The organism is Saccharothrix sp. HUAS TT1, from assembly GCF_040744945.1.
Taxonomy (GTDB): Bacteria; Actinomycetota; Actinomycetes; order Mycobacteriales; family Pseudonocardiaceae; genus Actinosynnema.
In genome coordinates this window covers 5645432-5660349 of record NZ_CP160453.1, presented here as the reverse complement: position 1 = coordinate 5660349, position 14918 = coordinate 5645432, and the positions used below count along the sequence as shown (strand labels likewise).

The following is a 14918-nucleotide window of genomic DNA, read 5'->3' as shown; positions in this document are numbered from 1 at the left end:
GGTGTCGAAGAGATTCGATGAATTGGGCCGTTCGGCCTCACGAGGTCGATCTGTTAGCGATAACAAGCACTAACCGGTCTTGGTTGCGCTCCGCCTGCTGTGCGACCTCGTCGCCGACGCCAAGATCGCCAGTGCGACGACCCAACCGGCGAACACCAGCGACGTCGCGCGCGGCGTGACGGCGTCCAGCAGCACGCCCGCGGCGGCGGCCCCCACCGGCGTCGCCGCCCAGATCGACAGGCTGAACGTGGCGCCGACCCGGCCGAGCAGGTGGTCGGGCGTGACCTCCAGCTGGTAGCTGAGCGCGGCCACGCCGAAGCACGGCATCGACACCGTGAACAGGGCCAGCACCACCCCCACCGCGACCAGGTCGCCGGCGAACGCCAACGCCACCCACAGCACCGCTTGCAGCCACAGCACCGACAGCAGCAGCCCGCCCAACCCGAGGCGGGCCTTGAGCTTCGGCGCGATCACCGCGCCGACCACGCCGCCGACGCCCAGGGCGGCGAACAACCCGCCGATGGCGGTGGGCGACGCGTCCCCCGCCGCCACGATCGCGACCAGGGAGACACCGGAGATCGCCACCTGCAACCCCGCCGCGGTCAGCGCGATCGACCGCAGCGGCCGGTGGTCCCACAGCCACCGCACCCCTTCGGCGACCTCGGTCCGCAACCGCGTCCGGGCCCGCTCCCCCGCGCCCTCGGCCCGGAAGTCGGCCCGCACCAACGAGAGGCACAGCGCCGACGCCAGGAACGACACCGCGTCCACCAGGAACGGCAGCCCGCGGAACAGCTGCAGCAGCGCGCCGCCGACCGGACCGGCCACCACGCCCGTCGCGGCCTGCGCGGTCTCCGCCGCGGACACGGCGGTGGTCAACTGCCCCCGGTCGACCACGTTGGGCAGCACGGCGTTCTCGGCGGCGGAGAAGAACACGTGCAGCACGCCGCCGACGAGCCCGGTGGCGAACAGGTGCGCCGGTGTCAGCGCGGAGAACGCCAGCGCCACCGGCACCGTCGCCACGTTCACCGCGCGGCCGAGGTCGCACAGCACCATCGTGCGCTTGCGGTCCCAGCGGTCGACCAGTGCTCCGGCGGGCAGCCCCAGCACCAGGTACGGCACCGCGCGGACGGCCGCCAGCGCGCCCGCCATGGCGGCGGAGCCGGTCAGCGCGAGCATCAGCAGCGGGTAGGCGAGCTGCGAGACGCCGTTGCCCAACGACGACAGGGTCTGGCCGGCCCACACCAGCCGGAAGTCGCGGTTGCGCCACAGGCTCACGAGAACCGCTCCCACGCCGACTGCCTGCTCATGCCGAGCGCCGCGCCGATCCGCGCCCACGTGACGCCCCGCTCGCGCAGGGTGGCGACCCGCTCCCGCAGCCCGGTCTCCACCTGGCTCGCGGTGGCCGCGATGCGCGGCAGGTGGGCCAGCAGCTCGTCGTCGGACATCACCGACCACTCCGGGACGGAGGCGTTCGACGTGCCGTCGTCGGCGTCGAGGATCGCGACGCACGCCGACACGCACCCGTCGCAGATGTAGATGCCGGGACCGCTGATGATCTTGCGCACGTCGGCCGCGGCCCTGCCGCAGAACGAGCAGCCCGGTGGGTGGGTCATCGGCGCTCCCGGAGTTGTCAGGCAATTCCTGACAAGGATAGCCGTGATCACCGAATGCCATCGAACCGGCTTCAGCCCTCCCGATTCGTCCCGTTCTGGGGGAAGATGCGCTCCTCCCGCTCCCGGGTTCCGACGCAGAAACGCAGGTGATCGCCGTGGACTCCGCACTGACGAGCGTCGGCCTCCCGGTCGCGCTGGCCGTGGTCATGTTCGGCCTGGGGCTGTCGTTGACGGTCGCCGACTTCGCCCGGATCGCCCGGGAGCCGCGCGCGGTGGCGGTCGCGCTGGCCACCCAGCTGCTCCTGCTGCCGCTGATCTGCTTCGGGCTCGTCGTCGGGCTCGGCCTGAGCCCGGTGCTCGCCGTCGGCATGATGCTGCTCGCCGCGTCGCCGGGCGGCACGACGGCGAACCTGTTCAGCCACCTGTTCCGCGGCGACGTCGCGCTGAACATCACGCTGACCGCGGTGAACTCGGTGCTCGCCGTCGCCACCCTGCCGCTGGTGGTCAACTTCGCCCTCGACCACTTCGCGCCGCCCTCCTCCGACGGCGGCGCGGTCGGCCTGGAGTTCGGCAAGGTCGCGCAGGTGTTCGCGATCGTGCTCGTGCCGGTGGTGCTGGGCATGGCGGTGCGCCGCTGGTCGGCCGCGTTCGCCGACCGCGCGGACCGGCCGGTGCGGATCTTCTCGGCGGTGGTGCTGGTGGCGGTGATCGCGGGCACGATCGTCGCCGAGCGGGACAACATCGGCGCTTACCTGGCCGACATCGGGCTGGTGGCCGTGCTGTTCTGCGCGTGCAGCCTGGCCGCCGGCTACCTGGTGCCCCGGCTGGCGCGGGTCGGCAAGCGGCAGGCGATCGCGTCGGCGTTCGAGGTGGGCGTGCACAACAGCACCCTGGCGATCACGGTCGCGGTGACCGTGCTGGGCAGCGAGCAGCTGGCCGTGCCGGCCGCCGTCTACGGGGTGGTGATGTTCCCGCTGGCGGCCGCCGCCGGGTTCCTGGTGAGCCGGACCAAGGCGGAGCGCGATCCCGTGCTGGGCTGAACGCCGGAGCGGCATCCCCTGTAAAGACCACTTCTCCACCGATTTATAGGGGTCGCCGATACTCCGCTCGTATGAGACCGGGCAGTAGCTCACACCGCGTCCGTCAAAGCAGTGCGTAGTCAGCAATCTTCATGTAAGCCTTCCGTGTTCGCCCAAAAGTGTCACGGATGGGACAAATCTGACTATGCGCTTACTCCGCCGCGCACCACTTCGCACCCGTGCCAGACGCATGACCGCCGTGGCCGCCGCGGCGGTCGTGGTCGCCGCCACCGCGGTGGCCCTCCCGCCGACCGCCACCGCCGCCGTGCCGACCGGGTTCACCGACACCCTCGCCATCGGCGGCCTCAGCAACCCCACCGCCGTCTCGTTCGCGCCGGACGGCCGCGTGTTCATCGCCGAGAAGAGCGGCCTGGTCAAGGTCTTCGACTCGCTCGCCGACACCACCGCCACCGTGTTCGCCGACTTGCGCCCGCAGACGCAGGACTTCTGGGACCGCGGCCTGCTCGGCCTGGCCGTCGACCCGCAGTTCCCGACCCGCCCGTACGTCTACGTCACCTACACCTACGACGCCGTGCCCGGCGGCACGCACCCGCGCTGGGGCGACCAGTGCCCGACCCCGCCCGGCGCCACCGACCAGGGCTGCGTCGTCACCGGCCGGGTCTCCAAGCTGACCATGGGCGCCGGCGGCACCATGACCGCCGAGCAGCCGCTGGTCACCGACTGGTGCCAGCAGTACCCCAGCCACTCCATCGGCACGGTCGTCTTCGGCCCCGACGGCGGCCTCTACGTCGGCGGCGGTGACGGCGCGAGCTTCAACTTCACCGACTACGGCCAGGTCGGCAACCCGTGCGCCGACCCGCCGTCACCGGCGGGCACCAACCTCACCTCGCCCACCGCGCGCGGCGGCGCGCTGCGCTCGCAGTCGATCCGCCGACCCGCGGGCGAGCCGGTGAGCCTGGACGGCTCGATCATCCGGATCGACCCCGACACGGGCGCGGGCCTGGCCGGCAACCCGTTCGCGGGCAACGCCGACGCCAACGCCCAGCGCGTCATCGCGCACGGCCTGCGCAACCAGTTCCGCTTCGCCTTCCGGCCCGGCACCGAGGAGCTGTGGGCGGGCGACGTCGGCTGGAACGTGTGGGAGGAGATCAACCGGATCGCCGACGTCAACGACGCCACGGCGGAGAACTTCGGCTGGCCCTGCTACGAGGGTTCCGCGCGCCAGGGCGGTTACGACGGCGCGAACCTGACGCTGTGCGAGTCGCTGTACACCGGCGCGGGCCAGACCGCGCCGTACTACGCCTACAACCACTCGGCCAAGGTCGTCGCGACCGACCCGTGCCCCACCGGCGGGTCGTCCATCTCGGGCATCGCGTTCGAGGCGGGCAGCAACTACCCGCCCGCCTACGACGGCGCGCTGTTCTTCGCCGACAGCTCGCGCGGCTGCATCTGGGCGATGCAGACCACCGCGGGCCAGCCCGACCCGACCAAGCTGGTGCCGTTCGTGACCGGCGTGAACGTCCCGGTGCAGGTCACCACCGGTCCCGGCGGCGACCTGTTCTACATCGCGCTGGGCGCGGGCCAGCTGCGCCGGGTGAGCTACCCGACCGGCAACCAGGCCCCGACCGCGGTCGCCACGGCCACCCCGCAGTCCGGGCCCGCGCCGCTGGCCGTGCAGTTCAGCGGCACCGGCTCGACCGACCCGGACCCCGGTGACACGCTCGGCTACGAGTGGGACCTGGACGGCGACGGCCAGTACGACGACTCCACCTCCGCCACCCCGACCCGCACGTACACCACGCAGGGCGCGGTGACGGTCCGGCTCAGGGTGACCGACCAGTCCGGCGCGTCGGGCACCACGGCGATCACCGTCACGGTCGGCACACCGGTAGCGGAGGACCCCGTGCCGGTGATCGACACGCCCGTCGCGCCGCTGAACTGGGTGGTGGGGCAGAACGTGCCGTTCACCGGCCACGCCACCGACGCGCAGGACGGCGCGTTGCCCGCGTCCGCGCTGAGCTGGAAGCTCAGCATCCAGCACTGCGCTACCAGCGGCTCGTGCCACGAGCACGTGGTGCAGAACTGGACGGGCGTGGCGTCGGGCTCGTTCATCGCGCCCGACCACGAGTACCCGTCGTACCTCGACCTGACGCTGACCGCCACGGACTCGTCGGGGCGCACCAAGAGCACCACGACGAAGCTGGACCCGAAGACGGTGGCGCTGACGTTCACGTCGAACCCGAGCGGCCGGCAGCTCAGCGTCGGCGGCGCGGCCCAGACCACGCCGTTCACCCGCACGGTGATCGTCGGGTCGAACAACTCGATCAGCGCGCCGAGCCCGCAGCCCGGCGGACCGCTGGGCCTGAAGTACCAGTACAACAGCTGGTCCGACGGCGGCGCGCAGACGCACAACATCGTCGCGCCGGCGAGCGCGACGACGTACCAGGCGAACTACTCGCTCTGCCTGTTCTGCTGACCCACCCCCGACCGGCCGCGGACCTCGCCGTCCGCGGCCGGTCGGCCCCTCACAGCAGCCCGACGGCCACCGCCACGCTGAGCAGCAGGGCCGCCGCACCGGCGAACGCGGCGCCCGCCGTCAGCGCGGCGCCCGGCAGCGGTGAGCCGGCCAGGCGGCTGAGCACGCCCGCCGCGAGGGCGGTCGCGGTGGCCGCGCCCAGGATGGCGGCCAGGGTCAACAACGTCACCAGCAGTGGGTTGGGTGTCATCGGCGTTCCTTCCCGACCTCGTCGTCCGTCGCCTCCGACTGTGCGGCGCGACCGGGGTGCGCGGTGCCGGCCCGCTGACCGATCCGTGACATCCTGACCGGGCGCGCAGGAGGTGGACTTGGTCTCGCTGGACGATGTCGCCGCCGACCTCCGGGTGTTGCGCCGGCGTGGTTTCGGCGAACTGGGCGAACGCACCCTCGCGGCCCGGCTGCCGACGCTCGCCAGCGCGGCCAGGCGGGTCTACGACGTGCCCGCCGACCGCCCCGCCCCGGTGCGGCGGCTGGTCGTCGCGGCGGGCAAGCAGGTCGCGCCCGCGGAGCTGCGCCCCGCGGTGGACGACCTCTTCGGCCTGGCCGACACGTTCGGCCGGAACCTGTCCTACCGCCAGGACGCGGCCGCGGCGCGGTTCACCCCGACGCCCGCGCCCAGCACGTTCCGGCAGGCGCCGCAGTACACCCGCCGCCTGGTGGAGTCGCTGGCGGCGGCCGTGGTCGGCCTGGTCTCCGGCGCCACGCTGACCGAGCTGCGCCGCGACGCCGCCGTCCACCTGGTCGACCGCCCGGCCCTGGTCGAGCGGGGTCTCGCGCTGATCGGGGACGGTGCCCGGCTGCTGTGGGTCCGCGGTGAGCCGGGCACCGGCAAGACGGTGCTCGCCGACCAGCTCGCCGAACGCCTCGCGCACCCCGTGGTCCGCATCCGCCTGGGCAACTCGCGCGTGACGGACGAGGACCTGCTGCGGGCGGTGGGCGAGCCGCACGTGGACGGCGCGGCGCGCTGGGAGCTGTTCCGGCGGGGGCTCGCCGAGGGCGGTTCCACCGGCCTGGTGATCCTGGACGACGCCGACTCCCCCGCCGCCGTCTCGGCCCTGGGTCTTGAGGGGTCGCGCGTGCCCGTCGTGGTGACCAGCCGGACCGCGGGCCCGGAGGGCGTGCCCGAACTGGTCGTCGGCAACCTCGACCCCGAGGACGCCGAGCGGGCCGTGCGCGTCCTGCTGCCCGACCTGGGCGACGAGCACACCGCCCGGCTGGCGCGGCTCACCGGCGGCCGTCCCCTGGTGATCGGCCACGTCTGCCGGTACCTGCGCGGCGCGGCCCTCGACGCGGGCACCGTGCTGGACGGCTTGGAGCAGGACACCGGTCGGGCGCTGGACGCCATCGACGCGACCACCGACCGGGGCCTGACCCCGGTCTACCGCGCGATGCTCGCCGGGTTCGCCGCGCTGGGCGACGTGACCGCGGTGCTGGACACCCTGCTCTGGATCGCGGTCGAGGGACTGGTGCCCCGCTCGGTCGGCCGCGCGTTCCTGGCCCACCGCTTCCCCGGCCCGGTCGGCGCGGTGCTGGTGTCGACGGCGGAGGTCGTGCTGGCCCGGCACGGGCTCGTCGCGGTGCGGGACGACGCGTTCGTCCTGCACGCCCTCACCGCGGAGGTGCTGTGCCGGCTGCGCCGCGAGTCGATGGCCGCGGTCCTCTCCGACTTCTTCGACTTCCTGCGCCTCCCGCCGCCCGAGCGGCCGGTGACCGACGAACGCGGCCTGATGCACGCCGAGCTGACCGTCACCGCCGGTCTGGTGGAGGGTGGCGACCTGCTGTGCCTGGGGACGAACACCTGGATCTCGATGCGGCGCCGCGCCGACGGGTCCCGCTCGGTGACCGTCCACCGCCTGCACCCGACCGGTGTCAACGCCCGGGTGGACGGCGGGGAGAGCCGGGCGATGGAAGGCCGTGAGCTGGCGGAGTGGGACGGGTGGACCGGCGACTACGGCGAGCGGTGCGCCTGGATGTACGGCTTCCGCGCCGAACGGGACGCCGAGCCGACCGAGCACGGCGACGGCCACGTGCACAAGCTCCCGTTCCACCCGGAGGGTCCGGTCGTGGACCGGGGTTTCACGGAGGCGCGGTGCGGCAGGCGGTGGCGCGTCCGGCTCGCCCCGGCGCAGGCCGAGGGTCTGCCCGCGTGCCCCCGGTGCGCCGGGATGTCGTGGCGGGAACCGCTGCGCGCGTGGGCGGACCTCGGCGTGACCACCACCCGACGGCGGCTGCTGGCCGACTTCGGCGCGGCGGTCGCGGCGGGCGACGTGCCGCGGGCGCTGGAGCTGCGCGAGCAGGTGGACCGGCACGTCGAGCGGACCCGAGCGCTGCTCGTCGTGCCCCTGGTGCGGCAGCTCGCCGAGGCGGACACCGCGTTGGCGGGGCTCGTGCGACCGGACGACCCCGAACGCGCGCTGGCGTTGCACGTCCGTGCCGCGAACCGGTACGAGCTGTGCCTCAGCCGCGTCGACGGCGACGACCGCTACCGCGTCCTGGACGAGCTGGCCGGCGCTCTCGCGTCGCAGACCTCGCTGCTGCCGCACGCCTCGACGGCGCTCGACACCGTGCACGCCCGCTTGGTCGAGGTGCACCGGGAGCAGCTCACCCTCCGACCCGACGACGTGTGGGCGCGGGACCTGCTCGGCGTGGTGCTGGCGAGGCAGGCCGACCTGGTCGCCGCGGAGGACCCGGCCGCCACTCTCGCCCTGTTCGACGAACCGCTCTCCCTGCACCGGGACGCCCTGGCCCGTGAGGGCCGTGCCTCCTCGCGGCGCTTCCTGGCCGACCTCCAGTCCACCCGGGCCGGGATCCTGCGCCGACTCGGCCGACCCGACGCCGTGGCGGCGGCGCGGGAGGCCGCCGAGCACTACCGGGTGCTGGTCGCCGACGACCCGACCGTGTTGGACGACCTGATCGCCGAGACCTACCGGGTCGCGTTCGCGGACCGCGACAGCCAGTCACCCGAGGCCCTGGCCCGGTGGGAGGAGCTGGAGGCGAACGCGCGCCGGTCGTCCGCGTCGGACCCCGACGACCCGCGCAAGGCGCACGCGCTCGGGGTGATCCTGACCCGCCACGCGCACGCGTTGCGCGGTCAGGTGGACCCCGAGCGCGCGGCCCGGTTGCGAGCGGAGGCGACGTCGCTGCTGGTGGCGTTGCCGGATCGGCACCCCGACGACGTCCGGACGTCGAGCGACGCGGCCCGGACCCTCGCGCTCCTGGCGGAGGCCGAGACCGCCGACCACGATCCCGCGACCCGTGCGGCGCTCGCCCTGTTCCACCGCCACCTCCTCCACCGGCCCGACGACGCCGAGGCGGCGCACGCGGTCGGCACGGTGTCGGCGCTCCAGGCGTCCCGGCTGTGGAACACCGACCCGGAAGCCTCCGCGCACCACTACGAGCAAGCCGTGACGTGGTTCCGGACCAGCCTCGAACGGCGGCCCGGCCACCCGGCCACCCTCTACCACCTCGCGTTCGCGTCGCACGACCACGCGAACCTGGTCAGCGACGCTGATCGCAGCGGGGAGGCCGTGGAGGCGATCCGGGACGCCTTGGCGGCGTTGCCGGGCGACACGCGCCTCCTGCGCGCGCTCGCCGTGGCGTTGGCCGTGCAGGCGGACCTGTTGTGCGACAAAGGTGATCGCGAGGGGGCGGCCGTCGCGTGCGACGAGGCGTTGGCGCTCTGCCGGAGCTTCCCCGCCGACCTGCCGCACTCCCTCGACACCGCCTGGGTCCTCGCGGTCGGTGCGATCGTCCACGGCTCCGACGCGCTGCGCGCGGAAGCGGAGGAGCGGTACCTCACCTACCTGCGGACGTGGCCGGGCGACCCGCGCCCGCACTACGAGCTGGCCGTCCTGTACGCGGTGAGCGGTGACGCGCACCGGGCGATCGGCCGCCTCGCCCGGTGGTGGCGGACCACGTCGAAGACGCCCGACGTGCGCCGGTGGCAGGTGGCGGTCGAAGCCCGCCTCGACCCGGTGCGCGACGACCCCAGGCTCACCGCCCTGCTGGCACGCGAGAGCTGACCCCGGGGTCGCCCCTGGGGCCAGCCGTCACGAGCGGCGTCAGACGATCGACACCGGGAACCGGTCCCACACGCGGTGCGTGGTGAGGAGGGTCTGGACCTCGGTGAACACGTCCGCCGGGCTGTCGCCGACGACGATGCCCAGGTCGCCGACCGAGCACCCGGCCTCGACCAGGGCGGCCTCACCGGTGCCCCACACGCCGATCGCCTTGGCGTGCCGGTAGCACTCCTGGACCATCAGCACCACGCGCGGGTCGACGGTGGCGGACGGCGCGCCCGCCTTGGCGTCGCGGTTGGGCAGCGCGTCCGGGCCGGGCGGCGGCGCGGCGGCCAGCAGCAGCGCGTCGAACTCCACCGACCGGGCGGTGAGGAACGTCCGCTGGGCCATCAGCCCGTCCTCCAGCAGCCCGCCGCGCGCGGCGATCAGCAGCGGCACCATCCCGGCCGCCATGATCGTCTGGCGCAGCGTGTGCAGGCCGTCCAGGCTCGCCGGGTCGTTCGCGTCCACGACGATGCCGATCAGCCGGCCGTCCGTCGGCCACACCTGCCCGACCTGCGACACCGCCGGGCTGGGCGCGAGGTCGACGGTGTCCGGCACGGTCGCCTCCGGCGCGGGCAGCCCGAGACCTGCCGCCACCAGGGCGCACAGCTCGGCGTCCACGTTGGCCAGCACGCGCAGCTCGCGCTCCTTGATCGCCTGCTCGTAGCACTTGCCCAGCTCGAAGGTGAACGCCCGCACCAGGTGCTCCTTCTCCACCGGGCTCAGGCTCCGGTAGAACATCCGGGGCTGGGAGTAGTGGTCGGCGAACGAGGCCGGCGCGCGGCGCTCCTTCACCGAGTCCGCGACCGCCTGCGGGAACTCCACGTACGCGCCGGTCGCCACGCCCGCCATGAACGGGCAGCCGCCGTCCAGCGTGTTCGGCTTGTACGGCGCCACACCGCTGTGCACGGCGTGCTGGTGGAAGCCGTCGCGCAGCATGTCGTTGACCGGGGCGTGCGGCCGGTTGATCGGGATCTGGTTGAAGTTCGGGCCGCCGAGCCTGCTCAGCTGGGTGTCGATGTAGGAGAACAGCCGCGCGTGCAGCAGCGGGTCGTCGGTCACGTCGATGCCCGGGGGCAGGTGGCCGACGTGGAAGGCGACCTGCTCGGTCTCGGCGAAGTAGTTGGTGGTGTTGCGGTTGAGCGTGAGCATGCCGATCGGCTGGACCGGCGCCAGCTCCTCGGGCACGATCTTGGTCGAGTCGAGCAGGTCGATGCCCTCGAAGGTCTGCTCCGGGGTGTCCGGGAAGACCTGGATGCCCAGCTCCCACTGCGGGAACGCGCCGGACTCGATCGCGTCGAACAGGTCGCGGCGGTGGAAGTCGGGGTCGACGCCCGCGATCATCTGCGCCTCCTCCCACAGCAGGGAGTGCACGCCCAGCTTCGGCTTCCAGTGGAACTTGGCCAGCGAAGTCCCGCCCTCGGCGTTGATCAGCCGGAACGTGTGGACGCCGAAGCCCTCCATGGTCCGGTACGAGCGCGGCACGCCGCGGTCGGACATGTGCCACATCACGTGGTGCGTGGCCTCGGTGTGGGTGGAGACGAAGTCCCAGAAGGTGTCGTGCGCGCTCTGCGCCTGCGGGATTTCGCGGTCCGGGTGCGGCTTGGCGGCGTGGATGATGTCCGGGAACTTGATGCCGTCCTGGATGAAGAACACCGGGATGTTGTTCGCGACCAGGTCGAAGTTTCCCTCGGACGTGTAGAACTTCGTCGAGAAACCGCGGGTGTCGCGCACCGTGTCCGCCGAGCCGCGCGAGCCCACCACGGTCGAGAACCGGGTGAACACCGGCGTGGTCACGCCTTCTTGCAGGAAGGCGGCCTTGCACACGTTCTCGGCGTTGCCGTAGCCGACGAACACGCCGTGCACGGCCGCGCCGCGCGCGTGGACCACCCGCTCGGGGATGCGCTCGTGGTCGAAGTGGGTGATCTTCTCGCGCAGGTGGTGGTCCTGCAGCAGTGTCGGACCGCGGGCCCCTGCCTTGAGCGAGTGGTCGGTGTCGTAGAGGCGCGAACCGGTCGACGTGGTCAGGAACTCGCCCTGCTGCTCCCGCGCGTCGGCCGGGGCGCCGGTCTCCGCGCCGGTCGCGGTGCGGGTCTGGGGCGAAGCCTGGTCGGGCTTGCGGGGCAGCGGGCCCTGCGGCTCGTCCGGCGGGTCCAGCGGCGGCGGCGCGCTGCCCGGCGTGCCCGGGACCGGTGGCGTGACCAGGTCGGCGACCTTCTCCACCGCCTTCTCGAGCGCTTCCTTCACTACCTTGGCGGGTTTGATCGGGTCCACTTGCTCCTCCTCGTCGGCAGTCTTCCGCCGACTACCCGGGTTGGCGCGTCCTACACACCCTCGCCGCTGTTCGATCTTCACAGTGCTCCGCCGGCTCAGGGGCGAGCACGGCCTCGGGCACGGGTACGGGCTGGTCGCGCGCCCTCGCCGGGTAATGGCTCGACGGCGCGGTCCGGTTCCCCTCAGGATGCGCACCGTGACCGGTTCCCTCTTCGTCCCGCCCTCGGCGATCCCCGCCCTCGGGCCGCTCGCCCGGGCGGCGGTCTCGCGCGGGCTGAGCGTCGTGTCCGCGGTGCCGGACGTGCCGCCGGGTCCGGTGCACTACCGCGGCGGGCCGCTGTTCGCCGACCGCGTCGCCACCCGCCTGGGCCTCGGCCTGCTCGAACCGGCCGACGACTGGCTGCCGGGGTTGCCGCCGGAACTGGTCGGCAGGCGCATCCGCGCGACGACGCTCGACGCGGCCCGCGCCGGGCGGTCGCCGGTGTTCGTCAAGCCGCCGAGCAGCAAGAGCTTCACCGCGCGGGTCTACGCGCACGGGGGTGAGCTGCCCGCGGACCTGCCGGGCGGCACGGCGGTGCTGGTGAGCGAGGTGGTCGGGTTCGCCGCCGAGTTCCGGCTGTTCCTGCTGGACGGCGAGGTGCGCGCGGGGTCGCGTTACGCGACGTGGGGCAGGCTCGACCCGGCGCCCCTCGACGAGTGCCCCGAGGCCGGGCGGGTGTCGGCGTTCGCCGCCGCGCTGCCGGGTCTGCCGAGCGCGGTCGTGGTGGACGTCGGGTTGACCGGGCCGCCGGAGGACCCGCGCGCCTCGGTGGTCGTGGTGGAGGCGAACATGGCCTGGTTCAGCCAGGTGTACCTGTCCGACCCGGCGCGGGCGCTGGACGTGGTGCTGCGGTCGGCCGGCCCGGTCGCGGAGGTGCCACCCGACGACCGGTCGTTCCTGCGCCCGGTCTGACCGCTCCACTTCGGACCACGGTCCGATCCCCAACCCGGCGCCGAGTGGCAGATTCCTCGGCATGACCTTCCCCAACCGCTGGATCGCCGCGACCGCGCTGACCCTGGGACCGCTGCTGCTGCTGGCCGCGGTCGTGCTGAGGTGGCCGTTCCACTACTTCTTCCCCCAGCAACTGGCCGCCGTTGCCGAGCACCCGGCCCTCATGACCACCGCGCACACGGCGATGATCGCCGGCAACGTCCTGCTGGCTCCGGCCGTGCTCGCCCTGGCTCACCGGATCGGGCGAACCCACCCGGTGCCGGCGACGTGGAGCGCGGCACTGGTGCTGGTGGGCTTGTTCGAACGGACCTTCCACGCGGGCGTCGACCAGGCGGCCCACGGCTTGGCGCGGCGGCACGGCGCGGCCGTCGCGACCGACCTGGTCGGCCAGGGCTACCAGGACCTGCACCTGTTCAGCTACCTGTCGTTCACCATCATGGCCGGCTGGCTGGTCCTGGCGTTCGCGGCCTACCACAGCGGTGTCCTGGGCCGCGTCCGCGCCCTGGCGTTAGCCCTGATGTGCCTGCTGCCGCTGGGCGTCCTGAAGGGCACCGAGCTCACCTCGCTCATCGCCGTGCTCGGCTTGTGCGTGGCCCTGGTGCCCAGCGGGTTCCGCTTGGCGGCGGAAGGTCCCCGGCCCAGCCGCCGATCGCTCCTCCTGACCGCGACCGCGGCGCCCGCGCTCGGCGCGCTCGCCTACGTCAGCACCCTGGGCTGAGGCGCACCCGGTGCTCGGTCACGGCCGGCATCGAGGTCACCCGGTGAGGGGTCGGTGAGGCGAGGGGCATGGTGAAGCGCCGCATGGTCCAGATCGTGCGCACGGCCAGCGCTTCGGCGAGCGTCCGGCACGGTCGGATCTCCTGGTCCAGGCCACTGGCCTCGAACGGTCGGAGGACGTGCCGGTGGCGGGCGACCACGCGCAGCTGCACGCCGACCGCCCTGGCGGCGAGGAGACCCCGGTAGACCTCGTTCAGCCCGGCCGCGGCGAAGAAGCGGACCTCGCTCAGGTCCACCACCAGCGGTGCCGGTGTGGTGGCCAGGGCGAGCCCTACCGCGATCTCGTTCTTCAGCTCGCGGACGGTCGACGCGTCGACCTCACCGGCGACGCGAACGACCACGGCATAGCCGTGCATCTCGCGCTCCACCCGGAAGGTCTGGACAAACGGTTCTACTGTCAAGGGCCGCAGCCTCCTCGTGCTCGAAGAAGGCAGTGGCTGTAGGTTCAACCCGCTGCTCGTCCGACCGTACTCTCAATTGAGCAAATCCGCAGCTCACCCTTGTAGTAACGGTCTGTTGACAGGCGGTGGCCGTCGAGCGGCCGAACAGCGCGCCCGGCTTCCGCACGGAGCTGATGTCCGCCGCCGCAGTCACCGCCGACCGGCCGGTCCGCATCCACGATCCGGCCACGCCGGAGAACGGGCTTCAGCGCTGGGACGCGGCGGCGACCTCCGACTTCCGGGTGATGCCGTCCTTGATCGCCGCCGCGTAGTCCGCCGTCTTCCGGCCCGGCTTCGCGCAGGCCAGCACGTCGGGGTAGGACCACAGGAAGCCGCCGACGATGCCGGCGGACTCCTGCCACTGCCTCATCCGGTCCTCGACCTCCGCCGGCGAGTCGTCCCAGTCGCAGTCCGGGCCGTGCTTGCACCACAGGCCGGGGTCGACCGGCATCCCCAGCGCGTCCTGCCACGTCCGGGGGTCGTTGCCCGACCCGCCCGAGTAGCACTGCAGGTAGACGCGGTCCACCAGCGGGCCGAGTTGTCCCTTGACGTCCTTCCAGTACTCCACCTCGGTGAACGGGGTGAGGGTGAAGTTCCGGTAGCCGATGTCCTGCGCCATCTTCGCGAACGCGACCGTCGAAGCCACGTCGTAGCACGACTCGTCGTCGCTGCTGAGCGCGTCGACGTCGAGCAGGTCGTGCAGCACTGTGAAGTTCTTGTACAGGATGTTCCCGGTGCCGCCGCCCTCCCCGAGCAGGTCCCTGATGTTCTCCCAGTCCGACGCGCCGGAGGAGCCCACCGAGAGCTCGACGCGGTCGATCCGGGTGTTCACCGTGGTCTTCAACGAGTTGACCCAGGCGGGCCAGTCGGCGTCGCCGTCGTACGCCCCGCCAGACACGATCCGGCGTTCGTTGAGGTACAGGTCGCCTTCCTCGTGCACGTGCAGGCTCCAGAGGAACACCGTGGTGAACCCCGACGTCACCAGGTCGATCCGGGCCTCGTCCGTGCCCGGGTAGCCGGGTCCGTTGACGAAGAGGGCCGACCGGCCGGGTTCTTCCGACGTTGCGCGCATCGCTCCGCCTTTCCTGGGCTCCGCCGCCAGCGTATTTCCCGCTGTGGACGGTCAGGCGCGGCTGCGCGTCGAGCACCCGGACGTGTTCGCGAGGTCAACCCGTCGAGGAGAGCG

General features: G+C 73.0%; 11 protein-coding genes. 5 read left to right on the top strand and 6 right to left on the bottom strand.

Annotated elements, in window-relative coordinates; translation table 11 throughout:
• Nucleotides 1-69: 69 nt before the first annotated feature.
• The gene (locus AB0F89_RS25285; protein ID WP_367128071.1) at nt 70-1290 is read right to left on the bottom strand and encodes an MFS transporter; all 1221 of its coding nucleotides are present in this window, start codon (nt 1288-1290) and stop codon (nt 70-72) included.
• Complete coding sequence (locus tag AB0F89_RS25280) at nt 1272-1613, bottom strand: ClpX C4-type zinc finger protein (protein ID WP_367128070.1); 342 nt, start codon at nt 1611-1613, stop codon at nt 1272-1274. Before AB0F89_RS25280 ends, AB0F89_RS25285 begins: the two co-directional genes overlap by 19 nt.
• A gap of 155 nt (nt 1614-1768) precedes the next feature.
• On the opposite strand from AB0F89_RS25280, the gene AB0F89_RS25275 reads away from it, so the two are divergent.
• Nucleotides 1769-2653 carry a bile acid:sodium symporter family protein gene (locus tag AB0F89_RS25275; RefSeq protein WP_367128069.1) on the top strand — a complete coding sequence of 295 codons (885 nt, stop codon included), beginning with the start codon at nt 1769-1771 and terminating at the stop codon, nt 2651-2653.
• 229 nt (nt 2654-2882) lie between these two features.
• Nucleotides 2883-5129, top strand: a complete 2247-nt coding sequence (locus tag AB0F89_RS25270; protein ID WP_367128068.1) for a PQQ-dependent sugar dehydrogenase — start codon at nt 2883-2885, stop codon at nt 5127-5129.
• A 49-nt stretch (nt 5130-5178) separates the two neighbouring features.
• Here AB0F89_RS25270 and AB0F89_RS25265 read toward each other — a convergent pair whose 3' ends face one another.
• Nucleotides 5179-5379 carry a hypothetical protein gene (locus AB0F89_RS25265; RefSeq protein WP_367128067.1) on the bottom strand — a complete coding sequence of 67 codons (201 nt, stop codon included), beginning with the start codon at nt 5377-5379 and terminating at the stop codon, nt 5179-5181.
• A gap of 118 nt (nt 5380-5497) precedes the next feature.
• On the opposite strand from AB0F89_RS25265, the gene AB0F89_RS25260 reads away from it, so the two are divergent.
• A complete protein-coding gene (locus AB0F89_RS25260; protein WP_367128066.1) occupies nt 5498-9211 on the top strand; it encodes an AAA family ATPase in 3714 nt (1237 codons plus the stop codon).
• A 39-nt stretch (nt 9212-9250) separates the two neighbouring features.
• Here AB0F89_RS25260 and AB0F89_RS25255 read toward each other — a convergent pair whose 3' ends face one another.
• Nucleotides 9251-11524 carry a catalase gene (locus AB0F89_RS25255; RefSeq protein ID WP_367128065.1) on the bottom strand — a complete coding sequence of 758 codons (2274 nt, stop codon included), beginning with the start codon at nt 11522-11524 and terminating at the stop codon, nt 9251-9253.
• Between the two features lie 196 nt (nt 11525-11720).
• On the opposite strand from AB0F89_RS25255, the gene AB0F89_RS25250 reads away from it, so the two are divergent.
• On the top strand, nt 11721-12476 hold the full coding sequence (locus tag AB0F89_RS25250; RefSeq protein ID WP_367128064.1) for an ATP-grasp domain-containing protein: 756 nt from the start codon (nt 11721-11723) through the stop codon (nt 12474-12476).
• Between the two features lie 61 nt (nt 12477-12537).
• Nucleotides 12538-13233, top strand: coding sequence for a hypothetical protein (locus AB0F89_RS25245; RefSeq protein WP_367128063.1), 696 nt, complete (start codon nt 12538-12540; stop codon nt 13231-13233).
• On the opposite strand, the gene AB0F89_RS25240 is transcribed toward AB0F89_RS25245, so the two are convergent.
• A complete protein-coding gene (locus AB0F89_RS25240) occupies nt 13217-13660 on the bottom strand; it encodes an STAS domain-containing protein (protein WP_367139002.1) in 444 nt (147 codons plus the stop codon). The genes AB0F89_RS25245 and AB0F89_RS25240 overlap by 17 nt on opposite strands.
• A gap of 277 nt (nt 13661-13937) precedes the next feature.
• Entirely contained in the window at nt 13938-14804 is an 867-nt protein-coding gene (locus AB0F89_RS25235; RefSeq protein WP_367128062.1) for a lysyl endopeptidase, read from the bottom strand.
• Nucleotides 14805-14918 lie beyond the last annotated feature (114 nt).